The sequence below is a fragment of the Nonomuraea helvata genome, assembly GCF_039535785.1.
GTDB classification, from domain to species: domain Bacteria; phylum Actinomycetota; class Actinomycetes; order Streptosporangiales; family Streptosporangiaceae; genus Nonomuraea; species Nonomuraea helvata.
This window is the reverse complement of record NZ_BAAAXV010000001.1, coordinates 3,330,850-3,354,085: the sequence shown is the minus strand read 5'-3', so window position 1 is coordinate 3,354,085 and position 23,236 is coordinate 3,330,850. Positions and strand designations below refer to the sequence as shown.

Below are 23,236 nucleotides of genomic sequence, written 5' to 3'. Positions count from 1 at the left end.
TACAGCACATTCACTCAGCATCATTGATGCAGGAGGAGATCAGCCATGGCGGCTGATGACATCAGAAGTCTGATCATCGTGGGATCAGGTCCCGCCGGTTACACCGCTGCGATCTACGCGGCACGGGCGCAGCTGCAACCGTTGGTGCTCGAGGGCGCCCAGTTCGGCGGCGCGCTGATGACGACCACGGAGGTCGAGAACTTTCCCGGCTTCCGCGACGGCATCCAGGGCTGGTGTGCTCCGAATCTGTCGGCTGGACCGAGGCCAAGGCGTACACGACGGCGATCGAGGCCGACGTGGATGTCGGAGTGGCATCCCAACGGCACCAGCTGGAACGAGAACTGGTACGACGGCAGCGGCTCCGACGGGTTCACGATCGCCCTGGCCGTGCACGACGCGCTGACCCTCGGCCACGTCTCCGGCTACCTGTACTGGCTGGAGCCTCCAAGGGAAACACCAGGGCGTTGCTGCTGATCGACGAGGAGGCCAAGGCCTACCGGGCTGTGGGCGCTGGCCGCCAACAGCCGGTTCATCAGGCCGGGCGCGGTCAGACTCGAAGCGATGGTCGCGAAGCCCGCCCTGAAGGTGTCCGCCTTCCGCAACACCGACGGCTCCCGCGTCGTCGAGATCCTCAACACCGGCATGGCCCCCGTTACCTGGGAGGGAGTGAGCGGCGAGGTCGCGGCATACGTGACCAACGAGGACGAGTCACTCGGATCCATCCCTGTCGAGGGCGGGACGGTGACGCTCCTGCCACACGCCCTGACCACGGTCGTCCTTCGCTGACCCGTCGGCCACGCTCCGCACGCCCCACGGCATCAGCGGCGCACGGCTCGGGGCCGTCGGCGGAGGTGAGCTGGCGCGACGACCGCTCTGATCGTGTCGGAGTGTCAACGACTCACCTCTCCGTGCGGAGCGCGTCGCGGATGGTGTCGCGTAGCCAGCGCTGCGCGGGGTCGGCATCGAGCCGTGCGTGCCAGAGCAGACGTACGTCGACCTCCGGCAGGTCCGCGGGGACGGGGAACCACCGGATGCCGAGGGTCTGGCCGTACTGCTCGGCGAGGCGTTGGGGGACGAGCCCGACGTACTGGCTGGATGCGACCAGGAGCGCGGCTACGGCCGAGGTGGGGACGACGGCGGCGACGTGGCGGTGGAGGCCCGCGGCGTCGAGCGCGTCGTCCAGCGGTCCGCGAGCGCGTCCGCGTCGGGAGGCCGAGACGTGCGGATGCCGGCACAGTTGCGTCAACGTCGGGCGGCGGTGACGGCCCAGCGGATGGTCGGCGCGGACGATGCCGACCATGCGTTCGCGGTACAGCACCGCGGACCGGATGTCGGGAGCCGTGACGTCGCCGGCGCCGATGTCCAGATCGACCGAGCCGTCGCGGAGGGCCTCGACGTTTTCGCTGCCCTCGGCGACGAAGCGCAACATCACGCCCGGGGCGAGCGTGGCGGTGGCTTCGACTGCGGCCGTCGCCAGGGTCGCGGCCACGCCGTCGTTGATGCGGATGGTGAAGGTGCGCTTGAGCTCGGCGATCGTGAGCTCGCGGTCGGCGCTGATCAGGGCCGACGCTTCGTCGAGGAGTGACCGTACTCGTGGTGCGGTTCGCAGGGCGAACGGCGTGGGAGCCATCCCGCGGCCGGCGCGCACCAGGATCGGGTCGTTCATCGCCCGCCGCAGGCGGCCCAGGGCCCTGCTGGTCGCGGGGATGGACAGATGAAGCCGCTCGGAGGCCGCTGTGACGCTGCCGTCCTGGAGGAGCGCGTCGAACACCCGCAACAGGTTCAGGTCGAGCTGGTCGGTCATAGTTGCATCTTACGCAAGGACTCATTGCAGAAGTTGCGTGGCGCAAAAACCGCGGCGTCCGTAGCGTCGTCGTCATGCCACTCAAGGTCTCGATCCCCGATCACGCTTCGACCAGGCGAGGCCGGCACGGCCTGCCGGCGGTCATGTGCGCCTGTGTGGTGCTCGTCGTCGGGATGGTCGCCGCGGTCAACCTCGCCGTTCCCATGCTCGCGGCCAGCGCGCTGCGCCCGTCGGCGTCGGCCCTGGTCTGGATCGTCGACACCTATGTGATCTTCTTCGCCTGTCTGGTGATCCCAGGAGGTGCCGCGGGTGACCGCTTCGGGCACAAGGGTGTCCTGCTGACCGGCTTGGTGTTGTTCGCGGCGGGCGCGTTGATGTCGGCGGCGGCGCCGAACGTGGCCCTCCTGCTGGTCAGCCGGGCGATCACGGGTATCGGTGCCGCCGCCGTGTTGCCCAACACGCTTGCCGTGCTGCTGCACGCCGTACCCGCCGAACGCAAGAGCGCGACGATCGCGACCTGGGCGTCGATGACGGGAATCGGGGGAGTTGTCGGCAACGTCGGCGGCGGTGCGCTGCTGTCGGGCGGATCATGGCGTTGGCTGTTCCTTGCCGCCGTGCCGGTTTCGCTGGTACTGGCCATGCTCGTGGCTCAGGTCGCGCCGGTGTCGCCGCGGCATGACCGCCGCCTGGACCTGCTCGGCGCGGTGTTGCTCGTCGGCGCGTCGGTGGCGCTGCTGCTCGGAATCGTCCAGGGCCCGGAGCAAGGATGGGACAGCCCGTTCGTCATCGCCGGGTTCGTCTGCGCCGCCGTGTTGTTCACGGTGTGGACGCTCGTGGAGCTGTACGTCGAGCACCCGCTGCTCGATCCACGGCTCTTCCGCGTCCCGGGCCTGCGCAACGCCTGCCTCGGCATGACCGCGGTCTTCTTCGGCATGTTCGCGCTGTTCTACGTCAACGCGTCGTTCCTGCAGCACGGCATGGGCTTCGGTGTGCTGCGAACCGGTCTCGGCATCATCCCGCTGACCATCCCGGTCATCCTGGGCGCGCGGCATGTAGGAAGCCTGTCACGGCGCGTCGGCCTCGACGTCACCATCGCGCTCGCGTTCGGGTTCGTCGGTTGTGGCCTGCTCGGCCTGTCCACCAGCGGCGCCCAGACCCCGTACGCCGGATACGCCGCGTGGCTCATGGTGACCGGAGCCGGCGTGGCGCTGGCACTGCCGACGTTGTCCGGCGCCATCGCGGGCTCGCTGCCACCGGCCCAGGCCGGGGTCGGGGCCGGGCTACAGGCCACCACCCGCGAGTTCGGCAGCGCTCTTGGCGTCGCCGTCATCGGCACCGTGCTCACCGCACGGTTCGTCGCCACGCTCCCGCCGGACATCCGCGCCCACGGTTCGCACACCGTCGCCCAAGCACTCGCCGTGACCACACCCGGCCGCGCCCATGACGTCATCACGGCGTTCGTCTCGGGCACGGACCTCGGACTGCGGGTGACCGGGGCGACCGTGCTCATCGTCGGCGGGCTCGTCGTCCTGCAGTCGCTGCTGTCCCGACGAGTACGCGCCGACCACTCAGACCCCGGTGGCCCGTCCGGGTCGCCGCCGAACACAAAGCTGTACACAAAGGAGTACTGACATGCAGGTATTCGTCACCGGAGCGACCGGATGGATCGGCTCGGCCGTCGTCGACCAGTTGCTGGAGGCGGGTTACGACGTCACCGGCCTGGCCCGCTCGGACGCCTCCGCCGCCGCGCTGGAGAAGAAGGGCGCCCTGGTACGGCGCGGCGACCTGGATGACCTCGACACCATCCGCGCCGGGGCCGCCGCCGCGGAGGCCGTGGTCCACCTGGCTAACAAGCACGACTGGGCCAACCCGGCGGTGTCCAACCGAGCCGAGAGGGCCGCGGTCGAGACGATCGCCGACGCGCTCATCGGGAGCGGTCGCCCCTTCGTCCTCGCAGCCGCACTGTCCGGGTTGGCGCAGGGCAGGCCCGCGGTCGAGAGTGACCCGTCGCCCGCGGTCGGCCCGGACTCCCCGCGAGGGGGCAGCGAGAACCTCGCGCTCGAGTATGTCGAGAAGGGCGTCCGGGCGATCAGCGTGCGCTTCGCCCCGACGGTGCACGCGATCGGTGATCACGGATTCATGGCCTCCATCGTCGCGGCCGCCCGCCGGCACGGCGTATCCGCCTACATCGGTGACGGCGGTACGGCCTGGGCCGCGGTGCATCGTTCCGATGCGGCGCACCTCGTCCGGCTCGCGATCGAGGGGGCACCGGCCGGATCCCGGTTGCACGCCGTCGCCGAGCAGGCCGTCTCGACGCGCACGATCGCCGAGGCCGTCGGGCGCACCCTCAGCCTCCCCGTAAGGCCGGTCGCACCCGAGAACGCCGTCGAGCACTTCGGCTTCGTCGGCAGATTCTTCGCGATGGACATGTCCGCCTCCAGCACATGGACCCGCGAACAGCTGGAGTGGGCCCCTTCCGGGCCGACTCTCATCGAGGACATCCAGGCCGGCGCATACGCCGCTTAAGACCCGACACATCACGAGAAGGGAGACATCATGCCCACGGAGTCGTTCGAACCGAGCGTGACGGCGTTCATGCTGGTGAAGACCACGTCCGAGTGGCTCGGCATGTCAGTCGAGCAGCGGGTGGAGGTGTTCACGACCGAGATCCTCCCGGCGATCACGGCCAAGGTGAAGGATGTGCGGTCGCGCTTCTACGACACGGAGTTCTACACCGCGCGCGTCACCGATGTCTGGGTGTGGGAAGCCCGCGATCATCAGGCGTACCAGCTCCTCGTCGAGGCGCTGCGTGAGACGTCCTTCTGGGACCGCTACTTCGAGGTCGTCGAGCTCCTGGTCGGCGTCGAGAACGGTTACGCCAAGAACTACGGTCTGGACACTTACGCCACCATCAACGCCTGAGAAAGACTCCGGCCGCCGTCTCGTCGTGGCTCAGCCCGTCGAGGCGGCGGCCGGTGGTCAACATCCGTCGCAAAGGCGGGACGAGCGCCCCAGGTCGACGATGAAGCGGGCGAGTGCGGCCCGTTTGCGGAACAGGTCGTGCAGCTCGGGGTGGGCTCCTGGTCCAGGAGCTCGAAGGGGATCGCGGTCCACGCGCTGCGCAGCACGAGCCCGGCCACGTAGCCGAAGGAGACCTCGCCGGGGTCCGCGATGCCGGCCGTCGCGGCGGCGTACGCGGCCTCGATCGCCTCGTGGACCTCAGGCAGGTCCGCGGGGTCGAGCTCGCCGGTGTGCGCCCGGCCGACCAGGAGCTGGCCGAGGTCGAAGCCCACGGCCGCCGAGTGCGGCCAGCTCCAGTCGACGGCCACGAACTCCGCCGAGCCGTCGGCCGGGACCAGCAGGTTCATGGGGCCGGCGTCGCCGTGGACGAGGGTGTGCGGGAGGCGGTCGAGCGCCTCCAGCAGCGGGCCGATCCGGTCGGCGAGGGCCAGCAGGTCGGCCCGGAGCAGGGGGTCGGCGTGCCGGGCGACCAGAGGATGGCGCCACGTCGCCGGGTCCCGCAGGATCGGCGGAAAATCCCAGTTCCCAGGCGTGAGCGCGGAATTTGCCTGACGCCCGCCTCTCATCTAAATTACGTTACGTTCCAGTTTCGTTTCGTTAATCGGAGGAGGTGGGCGGTGTTGGATGGGCGCAGGCCCGCGCCGGTGCGCGGCAGGCCACGGGACGCCGCACGTGACATCGCGATCCTTGAGGCGACGCTGCTGGTGCTGACCGAGGTCGGATACGACCAGCTGACGATCGACGCGGTCGCGGCCCGGGCCGGGGTCGGCAAGCCGACGGTCTACCGGCGTTATCCGGGCAAGGCCGCTCTGGTGGCCGCAGCGGTCGAACACCGTGCGCCGGGAACACCCCCGGCCATCCCGCCGGGCGACCTCCGTGCGGCACTGCTGGCGACCGTGCAGTGGCTGGCCGATCAGATCGCCGAACAGGAGATCGGGCTACTCGGCGCCCTGTTCACCGGCATGCGCAGCGACCCCGGCCTCGCCGCAGAGATGCGGCGGATCCTGCGCCGGGATGAGACGGCGATGACCGAGGAGCCGTTCCGCAGCGCCATCGAAGGCGGTGAGCGGTTGGTGCCCGGCGCGGCCGCGCTGTTCGCCGAGGTCGCCCCGGCCGTCATCGTGCACCGGCTCATCTTCGCCGGCCGACCGTGTGATCGGCCGTTCCTGGAGCACCTCGTCGACGACGTCCTGCTCCCGCTACTCCGAAGGCGATAGCGGCCACCTGTTACACCAGGGCCCGTGGCCCTGGCACGTCACCGCCGCGATCCCGTGAGACCACCGACAGGAGAACTGATCATGATCGTCATCACCGGCGCGACCGGCGCCCTCAACGGCGCCACCGTGGAACACCTGCTCAAGCTTGTCCCCGCCGACCAGATCGGCGTCAGCGTGCGCGACGTCGCCAAGGCACAGCACCTCGCCGACCGCGGCGTACGCGTGCGGCACGGCTCCTACGACGACCCCGACGCCCTGCGCGACTCGTTCGAAGGAGCCGAGCAAGTGCTGCTGGTCTCCTCCAACGACCCCACTGCCGACGCCGTCGCCCTGCACCGCACCGCCATCGAAGCCGCGGTCACAGCCGGCGCGCAGCGCATCCTCTACACCAGCCACCAGGGCGCCGGTCTCGACAGCCCGTTCCCGCCCGCAGGCGACCACGCCGCCACCGAAGCGCTCCTCGCCGACACCGGCATCGCCTGGACCTCACTGCGCAACGGCTTCTACGCTCACAGCCTGGACTGGCTTCTCGGCCCCTGGCAGCACACCGGAGCGATCACCGCCCCGGCCGACGGCCCCGTCTCCTGGACCGACCGCGCCGACGCCGCCGAAGCCGCCGCGCTCATCCTCGCCGGAGACCGCTCTTTCGACGGCCCGATCACCGTCACCGCTCCCGACGCCGTCACTTTCGACGACGTCGCCCAGATCGCCTCCACCCTCACCGGCCGCATCATCGAACGGGTCGTCGTCGACGACGAGCAGTGGATCGCCGGCCGGATCGCAGCGGGCTCCCCGGAGGCCATGGCGCGTATGCTGCTCACCTTCTTCCAGGCCGCCCGCCAGGGCCGCTTCGCCGGCGTCGACCCGTTTCTTGGCGAACTCCTCGGCCGCGCCCCGCGCTCGGTCACCGACCTGCTCTCCGACCGCATCACCGGGCAAAGTGACAGCAGCCGTTGATGCCGGCCGCCGACGGTAGCTGCCCAAGTCCGATCAGGGTGTTGAAAATCGATCGATTCTCAACACCGCAGCCGAACGGGCCCCGGACCGCCCCTACCTGCCTCCGCGTTCTGTTGAAAAACGTGTTGAGAAATCTGAGTGTTCAGCAAGTACGTCAGCACCCTTTTCTCCACGCTCCGGGTCATGGAGCCCCCTCGCCGAGCCTGTGCTGCCCTACCCCCACGTCCGGAACGATTGCATCTTGTGCCGTGAGATGGACGCCGACTTCGAGATCGTGGAGGAGGCGCTGGAACCACCGTCGTGGGCGCTAGGCCGCCCACCGCGCCGGTTCTGCCAGGGGTGTATCGGCCGATGGATGGTCACCCACGGTGCCTTCGGTCGCGGCAGCCAGACCTCCCCCGACAAGCCGCTCACGGTGACCGTCACCATGCTGGCCCCCGGCGGTGGCTCCTGGTGAACACTACGGCCAAGAACCTCGCGCTTGCCGAAGGTTCGCTGCTGGTGGGGTCTCTCGGCGAGGACCCGCTGGCGGCCGAACCCGCGGGCCCCTCGGGAGCGCTCGTCGGCTACGCCCGCGTCTCCACCCGCGGCCGACTCCTGGACCGCCAGATGGCCGCCCTCACCACGGCGGGCTGTATCCGCATCTTCGCCGACAAGAAGTCCAGCAAGAACGCCGAACGCGAGGAGCTGTGAAGGCGCTGGACTACCTACGGCCCGGCGACACCCTCGTGGTGCCCTCGTTGGATCGGCTGGGCCGCTCCCTACAGGGCCTCATCTTCATTGTGGCCGGCCTGCGCAAGCATCGAACCGCCAACAGTGCGTGCCGAATTGGAAGCGGGTAGCTGATATCCAGCTCAGGGCCTATTTGGCGGCTGGTGCCACGTTGGTTAACGGCACCCCATGTCAGGTGCACTGCCTCGCTTCTTCCGGCCTGAGCGGGCGGTGGCCGCCGACGAGTCGGTGTCGTGGGTGGTGGTTGATGATGAGGATCTCGAGTTGCATGTCGAGGCGTGCGCGTATCTGGCGGGGTTGCGTGGGGCGGGCCGGGCGTTCAACACCGAGAAGACGTACGCGGGCCGGATCGCCTTGTACCTGTCGAGGTCATGGGCTGGACTGGGCCGGCCCGAGCCTTCCGCAGTTGATGGCGATGATGCGGTGGCTGGTGGATGAGCCGATGCCGTCGCGATCACGCAAGCCGGGCGCCGCGGTGCGGTATCGCAGCGAGGGCACCGCGAACGCGATCATGGGGACCGTCGGGGAGTTCCTGTCGTGGTGCAGCCTGCAGGGTTGGGCGCCGCCGACGGTGGTCAACACGCTTACTCAGCTGAAGTTCCTGCGTTACCTGCCGGCGGGGTTCCATCCGGGTGAGGACGGTCAGCACCGCACGGTGATGGCCCGCACGATCAAGTTCCGGGTCGCGGTCCCGGGCTATGAACAGCGAAGATCGCGTTATCGTGCCGGACTTATCCCGCCATGTTCGAGCCGAATCCCGCCGTCCTCGTGGCCCAGCGGCCCGTTTCGGGCGCCAGTGATCCGTATCCCAACGTGGCCTGATACGGCACTAGAAGCCCGGCTTCCAGTTCTGGAAGCCGCCGTCGTTTTCCTCATGCACATATACGTGGCCGGCACGGTCACTGTCGAGACTTCCGCGTGGGTTGTGCCCTGCGAAGCCATATGTATAGGGCTGGATGGTAAGGTTGTCAGACCAGAGGTCCCAGACGAGCCATGCCTGATACGCATTGCCAGTCTGGCAGGGCGTCGTATAGACATCCCTGCCATTGCTGTCGAGGCACCGTCCCGTGGCCGCGTTCCTGAGAGCGAACCATGGGCCCTCATTCACCCCCTCGGGTGGGAGCGGGCCGTCATCGGGACCGCGCGGGATCCCGCCGCCCCAGGTCTCGATGATCCACCGCTGATAGTTCCCGCTGTTGCAGCCCAGAGTGTAGACGCGTCCGTCAAAGTTGCTGTCCAGGCACAGCCCTGTTTCCCAGTTCCGAAGCATCGAGTCGCGGTAGACGTCGGCTCTGGCGGGAGCGTTGACGAGGGCGATGGATGCGATCAGCGTGCTTATCACGACTATTGTGCGGAGGGCGGTCTTTTCTAACGTCTGCTTCACGCAGGCTCCCATGTCCGGGGGGTGATGATGCGTTCCGACAAGCACGCAAAGCGTGCTGTGTGCCACAGACAGCAGCTTGTGCCCATGGGTGACCGGTGACCAGTCCAGTTTCCTGCTCACTTTCTGACCGCCAGCCATGAGGACGGCCCTGTCAGCGCTCCGCGCTCTCAGGGGCCTCTTCATCTGCGAAGCCGACGTCCGCGGCCGCCCAGGTGGCAAGCCCACCTGGGGCGGACCCGCCCACGCCGCGCTGCAGCGCCTCATCGCAACGGCCCATCGCTGATCGATCGCCTCTCCACACGCTCGAATGTCTTCGCGCCGGACCCCACCATTCTCGGCATGCGGGGGTCTACTTGCCTGACGTGGTGCGACATGAGGCCGCACTCGATGAGCAGCTATGACATGAGGTAGTGATTCGAGTTCTTGAATCCCACTGCATGGATGGAGTATTCGGCAGGCGCAGTGGCCGCCAATTTCCGGCTGCGCGCGCTCGACTCCTCCATGCCGATCACCACGGTGACATGCCGATCGCCACGGTGAAGGTCTGAGGATCAGCCGGCGGCGCTGTACCCCTCGGCGGCGTCCAGGGTGACCGTGCCGGTCGTGGCGCGCAGGGCGAACCCGTGGCGCCACCGCGTCCACTCCTGCGGCGTGGCCTTCAGGTCGAGGTTGACGGTGGTCAGGCGGCGCCAGGCGCCGCCTGTCTCGGCGTACGAGGTGACCGTGGTGCCGCCCGACAGCACCAGGGCGAGGCGGTCTCCGGGCGCGAGTGACAGGCTGGCGCTGTTGGGGGCGTGGCGCCACTTGCCGTCGACCAGTATGTCGATGCCGACCTCCTTGCGGGTGTGGTTGTACCAGGCGCCGATGTAGTTGATATTGTCCTTGATCCGGCCGACGAACACGCTGTCTTCCTGCTTGCCGGTGCCCGCGAAACCGCCCAGGGTGATCATGCTGACCGTGTCGCCGGAGGACGGTGCCCCGGGCAGGGCGTACCAGCCGTAGAACGGGACCTGAGCTTCGCAGGTGAGCCTGCCGCCCTCTGCCTTGATCCGCGGCATCACCTCGTCGCTGTAGATCTGGTAGCCGTCGTAGCGCGCGGCGCCGTCGAAGCCGTCGGCCACGTCGACCGTCGGGTACGCCGCGAGGTCGAGCACCGGCCGGGCCACGGCGGACGAGGTGGCCGCGGCCTTGTCACCGCCGCCCTCGTCCCTGGCCGGCCATGAGGGCACGAGCAGTAAGCCCGCGGCGACGGCCAGCGCCACCAGCACGGCCCCGGCCGCGAGCAGCGGCCCGCGAGAGCGCCTGGGTTCCGCCATCGTCCCGTTCAGGGCCGAGGGCGCGACGGACACCGCCGGCAGGCTGGGCCGCACCATGTCGGCGAGCATGCGTTCGGCCCCGCCGCCGGGGCGTACGGCGCCGTCGCCGGAGGTGAGGTCGCGCAGCAGCTGCTCGGTGGTCGGCCGGTCGGCGGGGTTCTTGGCCAGGCAGGCCGCCACCATCGCGCGCAGCGGCTCGGGCACCCCGGACAGGTCGGGCGGATTGTGCAGGATGGCATGCAGGACCGCCGGGACGCTGCCGCCGGTGAAGGCCATGCGCCCGGTCGCCGCGAACACCATCGTGCTCGCCCAAGAGAACATGTCCGAGGCCGGCGTGAGCGGCTGGTCGCTGAGCTGTTCCGGCGACATGTACGCCGGGGTGCCGGTCACCTGGTTGGTGGTGGTCACGGCGTCGAGTGTGCGGGCGATGCCGAAGTCGATCACGACAGGCCCCTCGGGGCCGAGGATCACGTTGCCCGGCTTGAAATCGCGGTGCACGATGCCGGCGCGGTGGATCGAGGCGAGGGCGGTCAGCGTACTGATCGCCAGTCGGTCCAGCCCGCCTCCGGTGCGCGGCCCATCCCCGCGTACCAGGGCGTCCAGCGACGGGCCGGGAACGTACTCGCTGACGATGTACGGCTGCACACCCAGCGTCCCGGTGCCGATCACCCGCGCCGTGCAGAACGGCGCGACGCTGGCGGCGACCTTCGCCTCGCGCAGAAACCGGCGCCGGACCTCCGGATCGGCGGCGAGCCGCCCGTGCAGCACCTTGATCGCCACTGGCCCCCCGGCGGGCGACTCCGCCAGATAGACCGCGCCCTGCCCGCCTTCACCGAGCAGCCGCACGACCTGATGCTCACCGATACGTCCCGGGGCGCCTGAACCCGGTACCCGAGAGTCCGTCACCGACTCACCCCCGCCACCTCACGACGATCTCACGTCGCCCCAGGCTATCTCGCACGGCTTGCCCACCGGCCGCAGATGCGAACCCCCAAACGATCTTACCGGCCCGGCGGCCCAGCACCGGCCCGGGGCGAGGGTGAGCAGAGCAGCTCAGGTCGCACCAGACGGCCCGACTGCCCGGCAGGCACGTACCGTGCGGGCATCGCGGGATACGCGAGGACTGTTGCCAACCTACTCGCACGCAAAGGAGCTCATAAGTTGCCTTTGCAGGCAACTATTTGACTCCTGGAGTTGACCCGATTTCGCATCTGAGCTCGTCCTTGAGGTCTCATGCGGCCGACCCGTCCTGCGCAAAGTATGTGGCACAGGCCTCAGGCGGCGCCCGGGAATATTTGCTTGCGCAGACAGATTGAAGGAGGTGTGGATCGGCGGTCGGAGGCGCGCGGTGCCTCCGGCCGGAGAGAGGAAACGACATGCCATTCGAGATCGGCATCATGACGTTCGGGGAGCTCACGGAGGACCCGTCCACCGGGGCCCTGCCGTCCCCGCGGCAGCGCGTCCGCGAGACGATCGAGCAGGCGCAGGTCGCCGACCAGGTGGGCTTGGACGTCTTCGGCGTGGGCGAGCACCACCGCAGCGACTTCGTCGGATCAGCGCCGGCCATCCTGTTGGCCGCCGCCGCGGAGAAGACCGAGCGCATCAAGCTGACGAGTTCGGTCACGGTGCTCGGCTCGGAGGACCCGGTACGCGTGTGGGAGCAGTTCGCCACGATCGACCTGCTGTCCGCCGGCCGCGCCGAGATCATCGCCGGCCGCGGCTCCTATACCGAGTCCTTCCCCCTGTTCGGGCACGAGCTGAAGGACTACGCGGACCTGTTCCGCGAGAAGCTCGACCTGCTGCTGAAGATCCGCGACCAGAACCCGCTCACCTGGTCGGGGCGCTTCCGCGCCCCCCTGGTCGACGCCGACATCGCGCCCCGCGCCGACGGCGGCACCATCCCGATCTGGGTCGGGGTCGGCGGATCGCCCGCGTCGGCCATCAGCACCGGCCACCTCGGTCTGCCCCTGGCCCTGGCGCTGCTGCTCGGACCGATGACCTTCCACGAGGAGACGGTCCAGCTCTACCGAGCAGCCGCGGCGAAGGCCGGGCACGACGCGGACGCGCTGCCGATCAGCGTGAACTCGCACGGGTTCGTCGGGCGGACCAGCCAGGGTGCACGCGACACCATGTACCCCTACTTCGCCAGGGGCATGATGGAGAACAACCACCAGCGCGGCGTCGGCCTCCGGCTTCCCCGGGCCGCGTTCGACGCGCAGTCGTCGCCCGCGGCCGGACTGCTGGTCGGCAGCCCGCAGGAGCTCATCGACAAACTGCTCACCTACCACGAGCTGTACGGCCTCAACCGCGCCATCATCCAGATGGGCTTCGGCGGGATGCCGCAGAAGGAGCACCTCGAGGCGATCGAACTGCTCGGCACCGAGGTGGCACCCGTCGTGCGCCACGAGGTCACACTGCGAGAGAAGAGCGCGGCATGACCGCCGTAGCGGACACCGGTCCGGTCCTGCGCGTCGTCGTCGTCAACGGCAGCCCCAGTCAGCCGTCCAAGACGATGGGACTCGTCGACGTTGTCCTCGACACTCTGAAGGACATGCTCCCCATCGAGGTGTCCCGGGTTGACGTGTACCGCTTGGGCGCGGGGTTCACCGGAGCGATCGAGCGCGATGACGTCACGCCCGAGGTCGAAGACTCGCTCCGGCTCGCCGAGGATGCCGATCTTCTCATCGCCGCCGCACCTGTGTTCCGCGGTACGTACCCGGGCATGTTCAAGCACTTCTTCGACCTTGTCGACCAGTATGCGCTCGCGAACAAGCCCGTCCTCCTTGCCGCGACGGGCGGAGGCGACCACCATGCGCTTGTCCTGGAACACGCCTTGCGGCCACTGTTCGCCTTCTTCCAGGCGTTGACGATCCCGGTCGCGTTCTTCGCCTCCGCCGGAGACTTCGACGGTACGACACTGCTCAACCCCCGCATCTATGGACGCATCGAGGTCGGACTCACTGACGTCGCAGATCTTCTCAGAGCTCGCGCGACGGGCCCTGAAGCAGCACAGGACGGCGAACCAGCGAATGGCCGGCCCCGGGCAAAGCCGCTTGGCCTCTCTTCGAGCGCATCCAGCAGGCAGAGGCTCGTCCAACCAGTCCTGCGAGCCAGTTCTCCTAGCCGCACATGAATCGCTGTCCGGTGTTCAGCCGGGGGCTGCCGCATTCAGCGGGTCCCGTTCCATCTCACCCTTACAGGGAGCATCCATGTCTACTGTGTTCGTGGCCGGCGCCACCGGTCGCCTGGGCCGTCTGATCATCGACAGTCTGCGACGGCGGGACGTGCAGGTCCGCGCCCTCGTCAGGCCCGGCAACGCCAAGGGCCTGCAGGCATTCGACGACCCGGCCATCGAGGTCGTAGAAGGAGACATCCGCGATCCCGCCGACCGCCTCACCCGCGCTGCAGGGAGTGGACGTCGTTGTCTCCGCCGTCCAGGGGGGTGCGGAGGTCATCATCGACGGCCAGGTCAACCTGCTGCGTGCCGCCGAGAAGGCCGGGGTTCCGCGCTGGATCCCCTCAGATTTCTCCCTCGGTATAGACCGACTCGACTACGGTGACAACGACTTCGCCGACCTCCGCAAGAAGGCCGCCGAGGCCTACCGGTCCAGCACCGTGGCACCCACCTCAGTCCTCATCGGCGCCTTCCTCGAGGTCCTGAACGAGCCCTGGTACAACTGGGTCGACTGGGAGTCCGGCACCTTCAGCTATTGGGGTGACGGCGATCAACCCGTCGACTTCTCCACCTATTCCGACACCGCCGAGTGGACCGCCGAAGTAGCCCTCGACCCCTCGACCGCCGGACGCACCGTGCGAGTGGCCGGGGATGTGCTGACGCTGAAGGAACTGCACCAGGCCATGGAGCGCGGCTCGGGGCGACGGCTCGAGGCACGGCGGCTCGGCAGCACCGACGACCTCCGCGCCGAGATCGAACGCCGTAAGGCGGTGGCCACCGACACGTTCGAGTACCTCCTGCTGCAGTACAACTGGGCCATGGTCAGTGGGAAGGGGAAGCTCGACCCGCTCGAGAACCACCGCTACCCCGGCATCAAGCCGACCAGCGCCGAGGAGTACTTCCGGCAGGCCATGAGCTGACACCCAGCAGGGCGAATCACGAGTCGGCAGCCGCGGAAGACGACCCGCGCGGAGCACTGGTGCGGTCCGACGGGTCGGCCGAAATGGCGACATCCGTGCTGCTGACGGCATGATCAACCACTTGACCTGGCGGACGCCGGAACCCGGACCAGGGTGCCCGCCAGCTCTTCTGACTCGTCGTCTTCTGATCGTCTTGTGGCTAGAGTGGCCGCACCGGCTGCATGAAAACCGGGTGTCCACACCCCGGGGGGAACGCCACAGGTGACCAGTCCAGTTTCCTGCTCACCGGCCTGGCGACGACCCTCACCATTCGGTTGCCCTGGGGCGACGCCGTCTGCGGGGGCGCTGCTGCGCGTGGAACACACCTGGCTGCCCGCCCTCGCCCGCGCTTTCCTCTGCCGGTTCCCGTCCCGCAGCGCTCCACGGCGACCTGCATCCGGCTGACGTCCTCACCGCGGACGGCACGTTATGCGGCGCGTTCGACTCGACGGCCTCCGCGCCGGCGATCCGCCAGGCGACCGCGCCGCCGCTGGGATCCTGCTGTCGGACGGCACCGCCGCCCGCTTCCGTGGCGCTTACCCACTCCGGACGCCGCGACCCTGCGCCGTGCCCGAACGACACACCATCGCAACGGCCCATTGCTGATCAATCGCCTCCGCACACGCTCGAATACCTTCGCGCCGGTCCCGGCCATGCACGGCATGCTGACGTCTACGTGCCTGACGGGCCTGACGTGCCTTAACGAGCTTCATGCGGCTGACCAGCAAGTTCGTTTGACAACCCCAGATAACGACGGGCCCGGGTCTCCTCGCGCTCGACGTCGGGGCGAGCAGGTCACGCACCGGCTTGCCAACACCATGTTCTGGCCGCGAACAAGGTTTGCTGTGCAGGCAGACACATCGGTTGGTTCTCGAGATGACCTGTCGATACCGTGCTGCTCATGGCGACCGACAAGCTGCGAGAGCTTGAAGACCAGGCGTGGCGGGGGTTCCTGCTCACCCATGATCGGATCTGGCGTGAAATCGAGGCCGGCCTCGCTCCGCTGAACGTGAGCATGGCCGAGTACAGCGTGCTGGCACTGCTGGGCGAGGCCGGCCGGAACGGCATGCGGATGTCGGAGCTCGCCCAGCAGCGCCTGATGTCCACCGGCGGGTTCACCCGGCTCGCCGACCGGCTCGAGCGTCGCGGCCTGATCGAGAGGCGACGGACGGCCGACGACGGACGTGGCTTCACGGCGGTCCTGACCAAGGACGGGAGGGCGCTCATGCGCAAGGCATGGCGCCAGCAGCACAGCGACCTGCGCAGGCTCTTCTTCGACCGGCTCGACGACGAGCACCTGCGCAACCTCGCCGAAGTCTGGGCGCGGCTCGACCCGGACGACGAGGGCGTGCCGGATCAGCGCTCCTCGTAGCCCGCCCTGGGTGCGTCACACCCGGCGGACGGGCACCTTCCTGAGCCCTTAGGCGGCGACGGCATCCGAGTTCTCAGCAGGTCGTCACTACAGTAGGTCGGACTGATGGCCGTCCTCTGCCGCGACGGGAGCGAATACAACACTGCCCGCGTAGACGGCTCGAACATCTCCCGCCGGCCTTTGCTCAGGGGACGGCGTGACGGCGGTGTGCTCGGCTCGGGTGAAACCGCGCAGCGGGGTGATGACCACGATGCCCGCGTCGACGGTCCAGGTCGCGGCGACCCGGCCGCTCACCAGCACGACACGCGCACCTGAGACGGACAGTCCGCGGCCGGGCCGCAGCGCCACACCGGTCAGAACCTGCACGGCCTCTCCACGCCTCGCGCGCCGCCATGCCCTCCGCATCCTCAGGACAACGGAGGTCTCGCGCACGGCCGAGGTCCCCGAGATGGCGGCGAGCACCGCAGGGAAGAGGATGAAGAGCACCGAGCCCAGCGTGATGGGACATCAACGACATCTCTCGACAGCATCTGGGACACGAAGCACACCTCCAACCCGATGGCAATGGCCGCAATGCCGAGAGCCGGGATGGGAGTCAGGTGCGCTGCGCATACCAGCACGGCGCGCCAACCGGAACGCCCTACTGTCGTCCCGTACTTGGCAAACCGGTTCGTCAGCCGTGCCGAGCCACAGTACGGGATGCCGTCGGTCCGGACTCGGCACCCTGGCTCCCGCCACCGCCGGTGTCCGCCCTGTGCGGCGCGAAGGTCGTGCTCGCCACCGCGGCCAGCTCCGACGCCATGGGCGCCACCATCGACGGGCTGCGTCACAACGGCGAACTCATCATGCTCGGCGCAACGCCGGAATCCATTCAGGTCAGCCCGTTCCAGCTCATCGCGCGGCGAGCAGGTCCGTGCATGGCCACCCGTCCGGCACCGCCCTCGATGTCGAGGAGACCCTGCGCTTCGCCGCACTGACGGGCGTGCGGCCCATGATCGAGACCAGCCCACTGGACGAGGTAGAGGCTGCCTACGACCGCATGCTGTCCGGCGACGCCCGCGCGCTGCTGGGAAAGATCAGCTGACCGCGGACGAGATCCTCGACCACCGTCTCGCCCCCCATCCGGCGTACGGAACCGCAGCGCCCGCCCCCCGACGTACTCCAGCCCCCGCTCACAGCAGAACCCGTCATACCCCCAGGTGCTCGGACCCTGTCCGCTCTTGAGCTGCTCGCAAGTGCAGTCGCAGTAGTACGCCCGGCCGGCCGGTACAGCCGCAGGACGCTTTCCGGTGCCGGGCGGCATTGTCCGACTGGAAATACGGGCACTCGAAGACCGGATCTGCGGTGCTGATCCCGATCGCCGCCAAGGCGTCGATGATTGCCCTGAGTCCACTTCGGCCGGTTACGGGCCGTGTCTGTGTCCTCGACACGGAGCACGAACGTGCCTCCGGATTGCCGCGCCACCGCCCAGGTATACGGAGCCGACCGCGCCCACCCACATGGAACATCCCAGTAGGGGAGGGCGCAAAACGTACGCGAGCCGGAGACCTAGACACGCGGTAACCTACCGACTGAGCTGCGGAAGGTCCGGTGACTCTCCACTGCATACGAGCCCTAGTTAGTCGGTGACCGTGATCGTCACGCGGACGGCGCCGTCGTTGTCGCGGAGGCAACCGTCGGCGTCGTTGATGCGCAACTGGAGGAAGCCTTCCTGGCGCGTCCGGATGGAAGCCCCAGTGCCGATTCTGTAGTGGTCTCCGTTGACCTTCGCGATCAGCGTGCCGTATGGGTACTGGCTGAGGACCTTGCATCCCTGGTAGATCTCGCTGTCGATGTCCCAGGGGTAGCCGCGCGAGGACACATAGGGGAACTCGCGGTGGTCGACCGTCCACCGGCCACTGACGTAGTGGATCTGCACCAGGTCACCGGGTTCGACGTACACGCCGGCGTTCTGCCAGCCGCTCTCGGCGCTGATCCATTTGCTTTTGCCGTACTGCGACTCCGTGGCCGAGGCGGGCGAGGCGCCGGCGAGGACGCAGCTTCCGGCGGCGAGCGTGGCGAGGAACAGGGTGGCCAGCTTTGATCGCATCTATGGATGCCCTTCTGAATCTGTTTATGTTTCGTCGTACATCTGGGTTGGATAGCGCCGGGGGAAGGAAGGTTCGCGGCCTTGCGATCTTTTTCCGCCCCGCTCGCGAGTCGCTCAACCACATGTCCGAGAGTCGCCGATCCCTTGGCGAGCCGATTGTCGCCAGGGATGAAACGTTTGAATGAGGACCCCGCACGGCCGTGGACGACCGCGATGCTCGCCTCCGCTATCGCGGTGTCCGCAGCCAGGGCCGAAGCGTTCTCGGCTGGAGGGACACACGCGGGCTCGCGTGAGGTCGATAGGTGCGGCCACTGGAGTCGGCCGCGCGGTGGGGCGCAGTCCCCGTCACTGGAATGCGACCTAAATGATTCTGATCTTGTAAATAATATGAATTCTGCGTTTGATCCCCGACGAGTCGTTAATGAAGTCCCAGAGGTTCCACTTTTCAAGCAGGAAGGCTCTTGAGGGCCCCTCCTAAGCCATCGATGTATTCGATTACCACATTGTTGTTCCCTGCGGAGATGAGGTCGACACCGTAGATGGCCCCGCTCATCGTGTCGCCGTTCGCGAAGCAGTGACGGTCTAGACCGTTTTGAATTCGCAGAAATTCACGACTGTACGACACGTTGCAGTCTGCGTGGTTGATAGCGAATGTGGGGGAGGGGAGGGGCCACCATGACCGCCAGTGCGGCTGCGCAGCTGGCGAGGGCCTTACGCAGGTACGACTTCATAGCGTTCTCTTTCTGGGGGAGCGATCTCGCACCGGGGAGCGTATGTGGGGCCTGAACTTACAGACCAGTCCACTTTCCTGCTCATTTCTTGCTCACTGGGCTCAACAGGGCCGACGCGTTCTCGGCTGGTGTGTGCGCCTGTGGGAATGACCCGGCCGGGTGGTTGAGAACAGGCCCTCGTCCCCATCCATGGCGAACTTCCGCGGGTGCTCCTCGTGTTCACCGTGCTGGCCGCACTGTCGGGCATGGAACGCGAATTCTCGGAAGCCACGCATGGAAGGTACAGCAGCTGGCACCGCTCGGCCAGCCGTAGAGAACTCGCACCTTCCGGTTCGCGGAGTACCGCGCCTTATTTGTCGATCACCTGGTCAGGTGGTCGACACCACCGGCTCCAGCAGCCGGGCCGCCGAGTACCACCGGTGCTCGGCGAACACTTAATGAGCAGAAAATGGTATGGCCATTGGTAGTCCGTAAAGTGCATGCTTCACCCGGCCTGGTCAGGCCGCACAAGGAAGACGGAAGCGTCGTTGGCACTTGTTAACGACATCGAAAAGAATATGTAAGTGAAGGATTTTATGGCGACATGCACGACGGAAGGGATCGCAATGACATACCAGGATGCCGGCGCGGACCTCGGACGGTGGGCGCATGTATGAGATCCGCATATCCAGCCGCGAGGTCGACGTCATCGAGGAGCTGCTGGCACGGATGACCGAGCGGTACCGGACCGTTGAGGACGAGGAATTCCTGCGGAACGTAAACGTGCACGCCCATGAGCTACCGGTTACGGTACGGCGAGGGCTTGCCGAATTCCGTCTGAGTGAGCCCGCTGGCGTGTGTTTGGTGACCGGATTTCCGGTCGACGACACGGCGATCGGCGCGACGCCGCGCCATTGGGCCGGCGCCGAGGAGACAAGGCGCGCATCGGCTCGCGAGGAGTTCTACTTCACACTGTGCGCGAGCCTACTGGGTGACGTCTTCGGCTGGGCCAGTCAACAAGGTGGCAGGCTGATGCACGAGGTCGTTCCCGTCCGGGGCCATGAGAGTCGCCAGATCAACTCCAGCAGCGACGCCACGCTGCTGTGGCACACGGAGGACGCCTTCCATCCTTACCGGGCTGACTATGTCGCGTTGATGTGCCTTCGGAACCCAGGGGCGACCGAGACGACATACGCGTGTCTCGACGACGTCGTGGTCTCTGGCGAAGTACGGGACATCCTCGCCCAGCCGAGGTTCGTCCTGCGGCCTGATGAGTCGCACCGGCCGGAGAACGCTGACCCCGCGCTGGTTAGCGGTCCCGGCCTGACGTCGGTCGCGCGCCGCAGCTACGCTCGCATCGAGCGGCTCCTACGGAATCCCGAGAAGACGCCGGTGCTCTTCGGTGACCTTTCATCGCCCTACGTCCGGCTGGACTCCGACGCCGTGGACTGGGACATCGACGATCCTGAGGCGTTGTCTGCTCTGCGTGTGTTCGTCGAAGCGATCGACACGGCCATCGTCGGCTACAGCATGCACCCCGGTGAACTGCTCTTCGTCGACAACTACCGTGCCGTGCACGGTCGCAGGACTTTCGCGGCCGCGTTCGACGGAAATGATCGCTGGCTCAAACGACTCAACATCAGCCGGGACCTGCGGCGGTCGCGTGACGCGCGGACCGCGTCCGATGCCCGGGTCGTCTACTGAGCGCCCGTCGACCACCAGGAACCCGTTGATGACCACCAATGCGATCAGCCTGGGAACGCCGGAGCCAGAACCTCGGGGAACGACACATGACTTTCCTTTGAGCAGCCCCGGATCGGACGACCTCCACACTCTGATCGGAACTGTTCTCCAAGCGCTGTCGGACGGCGCACAGCAGCGGGGCGGCCCGGTTCCCGCAGGCGAGCCGGTCGAGCTCGCCGGGGATGTGCGTGACGCACTGGGCCCGTTGCTCCTGCGGGAAGGTCGAGGCGTCGGTGTTCTGGCGTCCTTGACTGAAATCCTCGCGCGCGGTGCGGTCGACCTGGCCGATCCCGCCTGGTCGGCGCACCTGCTGAGTCCTCCGCTGGCGATCTCGGCAGCCGCGGACGTGGCCGCCGCCATCCTGAACGCCGATCTCACATCGTGGGACCAGTCACCGGCCGGCATCATCATCGAGTCAGAGGTCGTCCGGGCGATGTGCACGCTTGTGGGATACGACCCCGACGCCGCCGCCGGCGTCGTCACGTCCGGTGGGACGGAATCCAACCTCGTCGGACTCTTCCTGGCCCGTGACCGTCCCGGCGGTCCAGGCCCCGCGCACGGCCGGTCGGTGGTCTATGCTTCGCGGTCGGCCCATTTCTCGATCCGCCGCAGCGCGCGGCTGCTGGGTTTCCCCGACGAGAACGTGATCCCGGTGGAGACGAACGCGCGAGATCAGATGGACCCGGACGCACTGAGGGCAGCGCTGGAAGGCGGTACGCGGGAGGGCCGGTGGCCCGCCTGTGTGGTGGCCACCACCGGGACCACCGATTTCGGCGCGATCGACCCGGTCGAGGACATCATCACCATCTCCCGTGCCCATGGCGCGGCGGTGCATGTTGATGCCGCTTACGGTGGTGGTGCGCTGTTCTCCGGCAAGCTCGCGTCGCTGCTGACCGGCATTGATGGGGCCGACAGCGTCTCGTTGGACCTGCACAAGTTCGGCTGGCAGCCAATCGGAGCAGGGGTGCTGCTCACACGCCGCGCGGACGCGTTCGCGCCCATGGCGTTCGAGGCGCCGTACGTGAACGCCGCCGACGACCTGCGGGCTGGTCATCTGAACCACACCGACAGGTCACTACGCACCACCCGGCGGGCGGACGCCTTCAAAATCGCCGTCACGTTGCAGGCGGTCGGCACCGAGCGCTTGGGCGAGATGGTGGACCACTGTCACATGCTCGCCCGACACGCCGCGCGTCGCATCGCCCTAACGCCGTACCTGGCGCTCGCGTGCGATCCGGTGTTGTCGACGGTCGTCTTCCGGTACGTTCCGCGGGCGGACGTGCCGGCCAGGTCCGACGCGGTGAACGTGTCCCTCCGCCGCAGAATTCTGGCAGAGGGCAAAGCCGTCGTCGGACGTACCGAGCTCCGCACCCGGAAGCCGTCCGTGTGGCTCAAGCTGACCCTGCTCAACCCCTTCATGACGGTGGAAGACGTCGACTGGGTGCTGGACGTGATCACCTCGGCCGGGAGCCTCGAAGACGGCGGTGACACGTCGTGATGCTTTTCATCGATCTCGCGATCATGCTCGGGCTCGCGCGGGTCCTGGGCATGCTCGCCCGCAGACTGGGCCAGCCGGTGGTCCTGGGCGAGATCACGGCAGGCATCCTGCTGGGTCCCACCTTCTTGGGAGCTCCGGCCGTGGAGTGGCTGTTTCCCGCCGATACGAGGCAGCAGCTGACCGCGTTCGCCGCCGTGGGCGTCGCCATCTTCATGCTGACTGTCGGAACGGAGATCGATCCGGCACTGTTGCGGGGCCGGCGCAGGACGGTCGGGTTGATCACCGTTTCATCGGTCCTCCTGCCGTTCGGGTTCGGCGCGGTGCTGGCGCTCTACCTCTGGCGCGCGGAGTCGGCGCCACCGCTCGGTTTCGTCCTTTTCATGGGTGTCGCGCTATCGATCACGGCGTTCCCGGTCCTGGCTCGCATCCTTTCCGATCAAGGCCGGCTGACGACCAGGCTGGGCAACATCTCCATCAGCTCTGCCGCGCTCATCGACGCCCTGGCGTGGGTGCTGCTGGCAACCGTTCTGGCCGTCGTGGGCGGCACCGGGCAGGATCCCTGGCGGCTGGTCGCCTTCTTGCCCTTCGTCGTGATCACCTTTACCGTCGTGCCCTTCATCGCCCGAAAGACGAGGGTGCGGGCGGGAAACCAGGCGGGCGGCGTCGGCGTGCTCACGGTCGTCTGCTGCGGGCTCCTCCTCGCCGGCGCGGCCACCGAGTGGATGGGGCTTCACTACATCTTCGGAGCGTTTGTCTTCGGCGCCGCACTCGCGCGGACGGGCGTGGACGGTAACCGGTTCCTTCAGAGCGTACGCGGCCTCACCGATGTCAACTCCGCACTCCTGCTGCCGGTCTTCTTCCTCGTGGCCGGACTGCAGGTCGATCTTTCCCGGTTGGACAGACTCACCCTTGTCGATGTCCTCGTCGTCGTTGCGCTGGCGGTGGCGGGCAAGTTCTTCGCCGCGTACGGCGCCGCACGTGTGTCTGGCCTCGACGCCAGAGAGTCTGCGGCCATCGGAATTCTCATGAACACGCGTGGGCTGACCGAACTGGTCGTACTCGGCGTGGGACGTGAAGCCGGACTGATCAGTCCGGCGGTCTATTCCCTCATGGTGGTCATGGCTGTGCTGACGACAGCGATGACCGGACCATCGCTGCAGACACTCATGCCTGCGAACTCTCCGGTCGACGTGTGGTCGGCCAGGAATTCATAGGGAATTTTGCTCCTCCCCGATGGGAAGCAGTTTCTGCTGTCTGAG

The 23,236-nt window shown here is 67.6% G+C and carries 24 protein-coding genes and 3 pseudogenes; 19 read left to right on the top strand and 8 right to left on the bottom strand.

The window, feature by feature from the left end; genetic code table 11:
* Positions 1 to 45 precede the first annotated feature (45 nt).
* Positions 46 to 231: pseudogene (locus tag ABD830_RS15665) on the top strand (FAD-dependent oxidoreductase); the annotation flags it as partial.
* Between the two features lie 330 nt (positions 232 to 561).
* Positions 562 to 786: a glycoside hydrolase family 30 beta sandwich domain-containing protein gene (locus ABD830_RS15660; RefSeq protein WP_344987566.1), complete on the top strand. Its 225-nt coding sequence runs from the start codon at positions 562 to 564 to the stop codon at positions 784 to 786.
* 112 nt (positions 787 to 898) lie between these two features.
* Here ABD830_RS15660 and ABD830_RS15655 read toward each other — a convergent pair whose 3' ends face one another.
* Entirely contained in the window at positions 899 to 1,804 is a 906-nt protein-coding gene (locus ABD830_RS15655) for a LysR family transcriptional regulator (RefSeq protein WP_344987565.1), read from the bottom strand.
* Positions 1,805 to 1,878: 74 nt separating this feature from the next.
* Here ABD830_RS15655 and ABD830_RS15650 point away from each other — a divergent pair, with 74 nt between their 5' ends.
* From ABD830_RS15650 to ABD830_RS15640, 3 genes are read left to right on the top strand one after another with little or no spacing between them, the layout of a single operon-like run.
* A complete protein-coding gene (locus ABD830_RS15650) occupies positions 1,879 to 3,435 on the top strand; it encodes an MFS transporter (protein ID WP_344987564.1) in 1,557 nt (518 codons plus the stop codon).
* 1 nt (position 3,436) lies between these two features.
* A complete protein-coding gene (locus ABD830_RS15645; protein WP_344987563.1) occupies positions 3,437 to 4,330 on the top strand; it encodes an SDR family oxidoreductase in 894 nt (297 codons plus the stop codon).
* 30 nt (positions 4,331 to 4,360) lie between these two features.
* Complete coding sequence (locus ABD830_RS15640; protein WP_344987562.1) at positions 4,361 to 4,726, top strand: darcynin family protein; 366 nt, start codon at positions 4,361 to 4,363, stop codon at positions 4,724 to 4,726.
* On the opposite strand, the gene ABD830_RS15635 is transcribed toward ABD830_RS15640, so the two are convergent.
* Positions 4,705 to 5,391 (bottom strand): hypothetical protein, encoded by a 687-nt coding sequence (locus ABD830_RS15635; protein WP_344987561.1) that lies wholly within the window; start codon positions 5,389 to 5,391, stop codon positions 4,705 to 4,707. The genes ABD830_RS15640 and ABD830_RS15635 overlap by 22 nt on opposite strands.
* Positions 5,392 to 5,442: 51 nt before the next feature.
* On the opposite strand from ABD830_RS15635, the gene ABD830_RS15630 reads away from it, so the two are divergent.
* The 5 genes and pseudogenes from ABD830_RS15630 (at position 5,443) to ABD830_RS15605 (ending at position 8,169) form a co-directional block, all read left to right on the top strand.
* Positions 5,443 to 6,042, top strand: coding sequence for a TetR/AcrR family transcriptional regulator (locus tag ABD830_RS15630; protein ID WP_344987560.1), 600 nt, complete (start codon positions 5,443 to 5,445; stop codon positions 6,040 to 6,042).
* 81 nt (positions 6,043 to 6,123) lie between these two features.
* The gene (locus ABD830_RS15625; RefSeq protein WP_344987559.1) at positions 6,124 to 6,999 is read left to right on the top strand and encodes an SDR family oxidoreductase; all 876 of its coding nucleotides are present in this window, start codon (positions 6,124 to 6,126) and stop codon (positions 6,997 to 6,999) included.
* 241 nt (positions 7,000 to 7,240) lie between these two features.
* On the top strand, positions 7,241 to 7,456 hold the full coding sequence (locus tag ABD830_RS15620; protein ID WP_344987558.1) for a hypothetical protein: 216 nt from the start codon (positions 7,241 to 7,243) through the stop codon (positions 7,454 to 7,456).
* A gap of 152 nt (positions 7,457 to 7,608) precedes the next feature.
* A pseudogene (locus ABD830_RS15610) lies at positions 7,609 to 7,841 on the top strand (recombinase family protein).
* Between the two features lie 58 nt (positions 7,842 to 7,899).
* Positions 7,900 to 8,169 (top strand): hypothetical protein, encoded by a 270-nt coding sequence (locus ABD830_RS15605; RefSeq protein ID WP_344987555.1) that lies wholly within the window; start codon positions 7,900 to 7,902, stop codon positions 8,167 to 8,169.
* 391 nt (positions 8,170 to 8,560) lie between these two features.
* On the opposite strand, the gene ABD830_RS15600 is transcribed toward ABD830_RS15605, so the two are convergent.
* Entirely contained in the window at positions 8,561 to 9,115 is a 555-nt protein-coding gene (locus ABD830_RS15600; protein WP_344987554.1) for an RICIN domain-containing protein, read from the bottom strand.
* A gap of 551 nt (positions 9,116 to 9,666) precedes the next feature.
* Entirely contained in the window at positions 9,667 to 11,277 is a 1,611-nt protein-coding gene (locus ABD830_RS15595; protein WP_344987553.1) for a serine/threonine-protein kinase, read from the bottom strand.
* A gap of 530 nt (positions 11,278 to 11,807) precedes the next feature.
* Between ABD830_RS15595 and ABD830_RS15590 the strand changes: the two genes are divergently transcribed.
* From ABD830_RS15590 to ABD830_RS15575, 5 genes and pseudogenes are all read left to right on the top strand, one after another.
* Positions 11,808 to 12,869 (top strand): LLM class flavin-dependent oxidoreductase, encoded by a 1,062-nt coding sequence (locus ABD830_RS15590; RefSeq protein ID WP_344987552.1) that lies wholly within the window; start codon positions 11,808 to 11,810, stop codon positions 12,867 to 12,869.
* Positions 12,866 to 13,564, top strand: coding sequence for an NAD(P)H-dependent oxidoreductase (locus ABD830_RS15585; RefSeq protein ID WP_344987551.1), 699 nt, complete (start codon positions 12,866 to 12,868; stop codon positions 13,562 to 13,564). The genes ABD830_RS15590 and ABD830_RS15585 overlap by 4 nt, the downstream gene beginning before the upstream one ends.
* A pseudogene (locus tag ABD830_RS54235) lies at positions 13,461 to 13,808 on the top strand (NmrA family NAD(P)-binding protein); the annotation flags it as partial. The gene ABD830_RS15585 and the pseudogene ABD830_RS54235, both read left to right, overlap by 104 nt.
* 1 nt (position 13,809) lies before the next feature.
* Positions 13,810 to 14,526 (top strand): NmrA family NAD(P)-binding protein, encoded by a 717-nt coding sequence (locus ABD830_RS15580; protein WP_425567084.1) that lies wholly within the window; start codon positions 13,810 to 13,812, stop codon positions 14,524 to 14,526.
* Between the two features lie 940 nt (positions 14,527 to 15,466).
* Positions 15,467 to 15,937, top strand: a complete 471-nt coding sequence (locus ABD830_RS15575) for a MarR family winged helix-turn-helix transcriptional regulator (RefSeq protein WP_344987549.1) — start codon at positions 15,467 to 15,469, stop codon at positions 15,935 to 15,937.
* 87 nt (positions 15,938 to 16,024) lie between these two features.
* Here ABD830_RS15575 and ABD830_RS15570 read toward each other — a convergent pair whose 3' ends face one another.
* On the bottom strand, positions 16,025 to 16,423 hold the full coding sequence (locus ABD830_RS15570) for a hypothetical protein (protein WP_344987548.1): 399 nt from the start codon (positions 16,421 to 16,423) through the stop codon (positions 16,025 to 16,027).
* 427 nt (positions 16,424 to 16,850) lie between these two features.
* On the opposite strand from ABD830_RS15570, the gene ABD830_RS15565 reads away from it, so the two are divergent.
* Positions 16,851 to 17,021 carry a hypothetical protein gene (locus tag ABD830_RS15565; RefSeq protein ID WP_344987547.1) on the top strand — a complete coding sequence of 57 codons (171 nt, stop codon included), beginning with the start codon at positions 16,851 to 16,853 and terminating at the stop codon, positions 17,019 to 17,021.
* Here the strand turns inward: ABD830_RS15565 and ABD830_RS15560 are convergent.
* From ABD830_RS15560 to ABD830_RS54230, 3 genes are all read right to left on the bottom strand, one after another.
* Complete coding sequence (locus ABD830_RS15560) at positions 16,967 to 17,401, bottom strand: hypothetical protein (RefSeq protein ID WP_344987546.1); 435 nt, start codon at positions 17,399 to 17,401, stop codon at positions 16,967 to 16,969. The two genes, ABD830_RS15565 and ABD830_RS15560, sit on opposite strands and share 55 nt — an antisense overlap.
* 154 nt (positions 17,402 to 17,555) lie before the next feature.
* Positions 17,556 to 18,026 carry a hypothetical protein gene (locus ABD830_RS15555; protein WP_344987545.1) on the bottom strand — a complete coding sequence of 157 codons (471 nt, stop codon included), beginning with the start codon at positions 18,024 to 18,026 and terminating at the stop codon, positions 17,556 to 17,558.
* Positions 18,027 to 18,471: 445 nt separating this feature from the next.
* A complete protein-coding gene (locus tag ABD830_RS54230; RefSeq protein ID WP_378520734.1) occupies positions 18,472 to 18,651 on the bottom strand; it encodes a beta/gamma crystallin domain-containing protein in 180 nt (59 codons plus the stop codon).
* A gap of 754 nt (positions 18,652 to 19,405) precedes the next feature.
* On the opposite strand from ABD830_RS54230, the gene gntD reads away from it, so the two are divergent.
* From gntD to ABD830_RS15540, 3 genes are read left to right on the top strand one after another with little or no spacing between them, the layout of a single operon-like run.
* On the top strand, positions 19,406 to 20,440 hold the full coding sequence (gene gntD / locus ABD830_RS15550) for a guanitoxin biosynthesis L-enduracididine beta-hydroxylase GntD (protein WP_344987543.1): 1,035 nt from the start codon (positions 19,406 to 19,408) through the stop codon (positions 20,438 to 20,440).
* A 28-nt stretch (positions 20,441 to 20,468) separates the two neighbouring features.
* Entirely contained in the window at positions 20,469 to 21,977 is a 1,509-nt protein-coding gene (locus tag ABD830_RS15545; protein WP_344987541.1) for a pyridoxal phosphate-dependent decarboxylase family protein, read from the top strand.
* Complete coding sequence (locus tag ABD830_RS15540) at positions 21,977 to 23,191, top strand: cation:proton antiporter (RefSeq protein ID WP_344987685.1); 1,215 nt, start codon at positions 21,977 to 21,979, stop codon at positions 23,189 to 23,191. The genes ABD830_RS15545 and ABD830_RS15540 overlap by 1 nt, the downstream gene beginning before the upstream one ends.
* The last annotated feature ends 45 nt before the right edge of the window (positions 23,192 to 23,236 follow it).

Bases quoted from the DNA above. Each gene is read 5' to 3' on its own strand.
- ABD830_RS15660 (WP_344987566.1), top strand. From the start codon at position 562: ATGGTCGCGAAGCCCGCCCTGAAGGTGTCCGCCTTCCGCAACACCGAC.
- ABD830_RS15655 (WP_344987565.1), bottom strand. From the start codon at position 1,804: ATGACCGACCAGCTCGACCTGAACCTGTTGCGGGTGTTCGACGCGCTC.
- ABD830_RS15650 (WP_344987564.1), top strand. From the start codon at position 1,879: ATGCCACTCAAGGTCTCGATCCCCGATCACGCTTCGACCAGGCGAGGC.
- ABD830_RS15645 (WP_344987563.1), top strand. From the start codon at position 3,437: ATGCAGGTATTCGTCACCGGAGCGACCGGATGGATCGGCTCGGCCGTC.
- ABD830_RS15640 (WP_344987562.1), top strand. From the start codon at position 4,361: ATGCCCACGGAGTCGTTCGAACCGAGCGTGACGGCGTTCATGCTGGTG.
- ABD830_RS15635 (WP_344987561.1), bottom strand. From the start codon at position 5,391: ATGAGAGGCGGGCGTCAGGCAAATTCCGCGCTCACGCCTGGGAACTGG.
- ABD830_RS15625 (WP_344987559.1), top strand. From the start codon at position 6,124: ATGATCGTCATCACCGGCGCGACCGGCGCCCTCAACGGCGCCACCGTG.
- ABD830_RS15605 (WP_344987555.1), top strand. From the start codon at position 7,900: ATGTCAGGTGCACTGCCTCGCTTCTTCCGGCCTGAGCGGGCGGTGGCC.
- ABD830_RS15590 (WP_344987552.1), top strand. From the start codon at position 11,808: ATGCCATTCGAGATCGGCATCATGACGTTCGGGGAGCTCACGGAGGAC.
- ABD830_RS15585 (WP_344987551.1), top strand. From the start codon at position 12,866: ATGACCGCCGTAGCGGACACCGGTCCGGTCCTGCGCGTCGTCGTCGTC.
- ABD830_RS15575 (WP_344987549.1), top strand. From the start codon at position 15,467: ATGGCGACCGACAAGCTGCGAGAGCTTGAAGACCAGGCGTGGCGGGGG.
- ABD830_RS15555 (WP_344987545.1), bottom strand. From the start codon at position 18,026: ATGCGATCAAAGCTGGCCACCCTGTTCCTCGCCACGCTCGCCGCCGGA.
- gntD (WP_344987543.1), top strand. From the start codon at position 19,406: ATGTATGAGATCCGCATATCCAGCCGCGAGGTCGACGTCATCGAGGAG.
- ABD830_RS15545 (WP_344987541.1), top strand. From the start codon at position 20,469: ATGACCACCAATGCGATCAGCCTGGGAACGCCGGAGCCAGAACCTCGG.
- ABD830_RS15540 (WP_344987685.1), top strand. From the start codon at position 21,977: ATGCTTTTCATCGATCTCGCGATCATGCTCGGGCTCGCGCGGGTCCTG.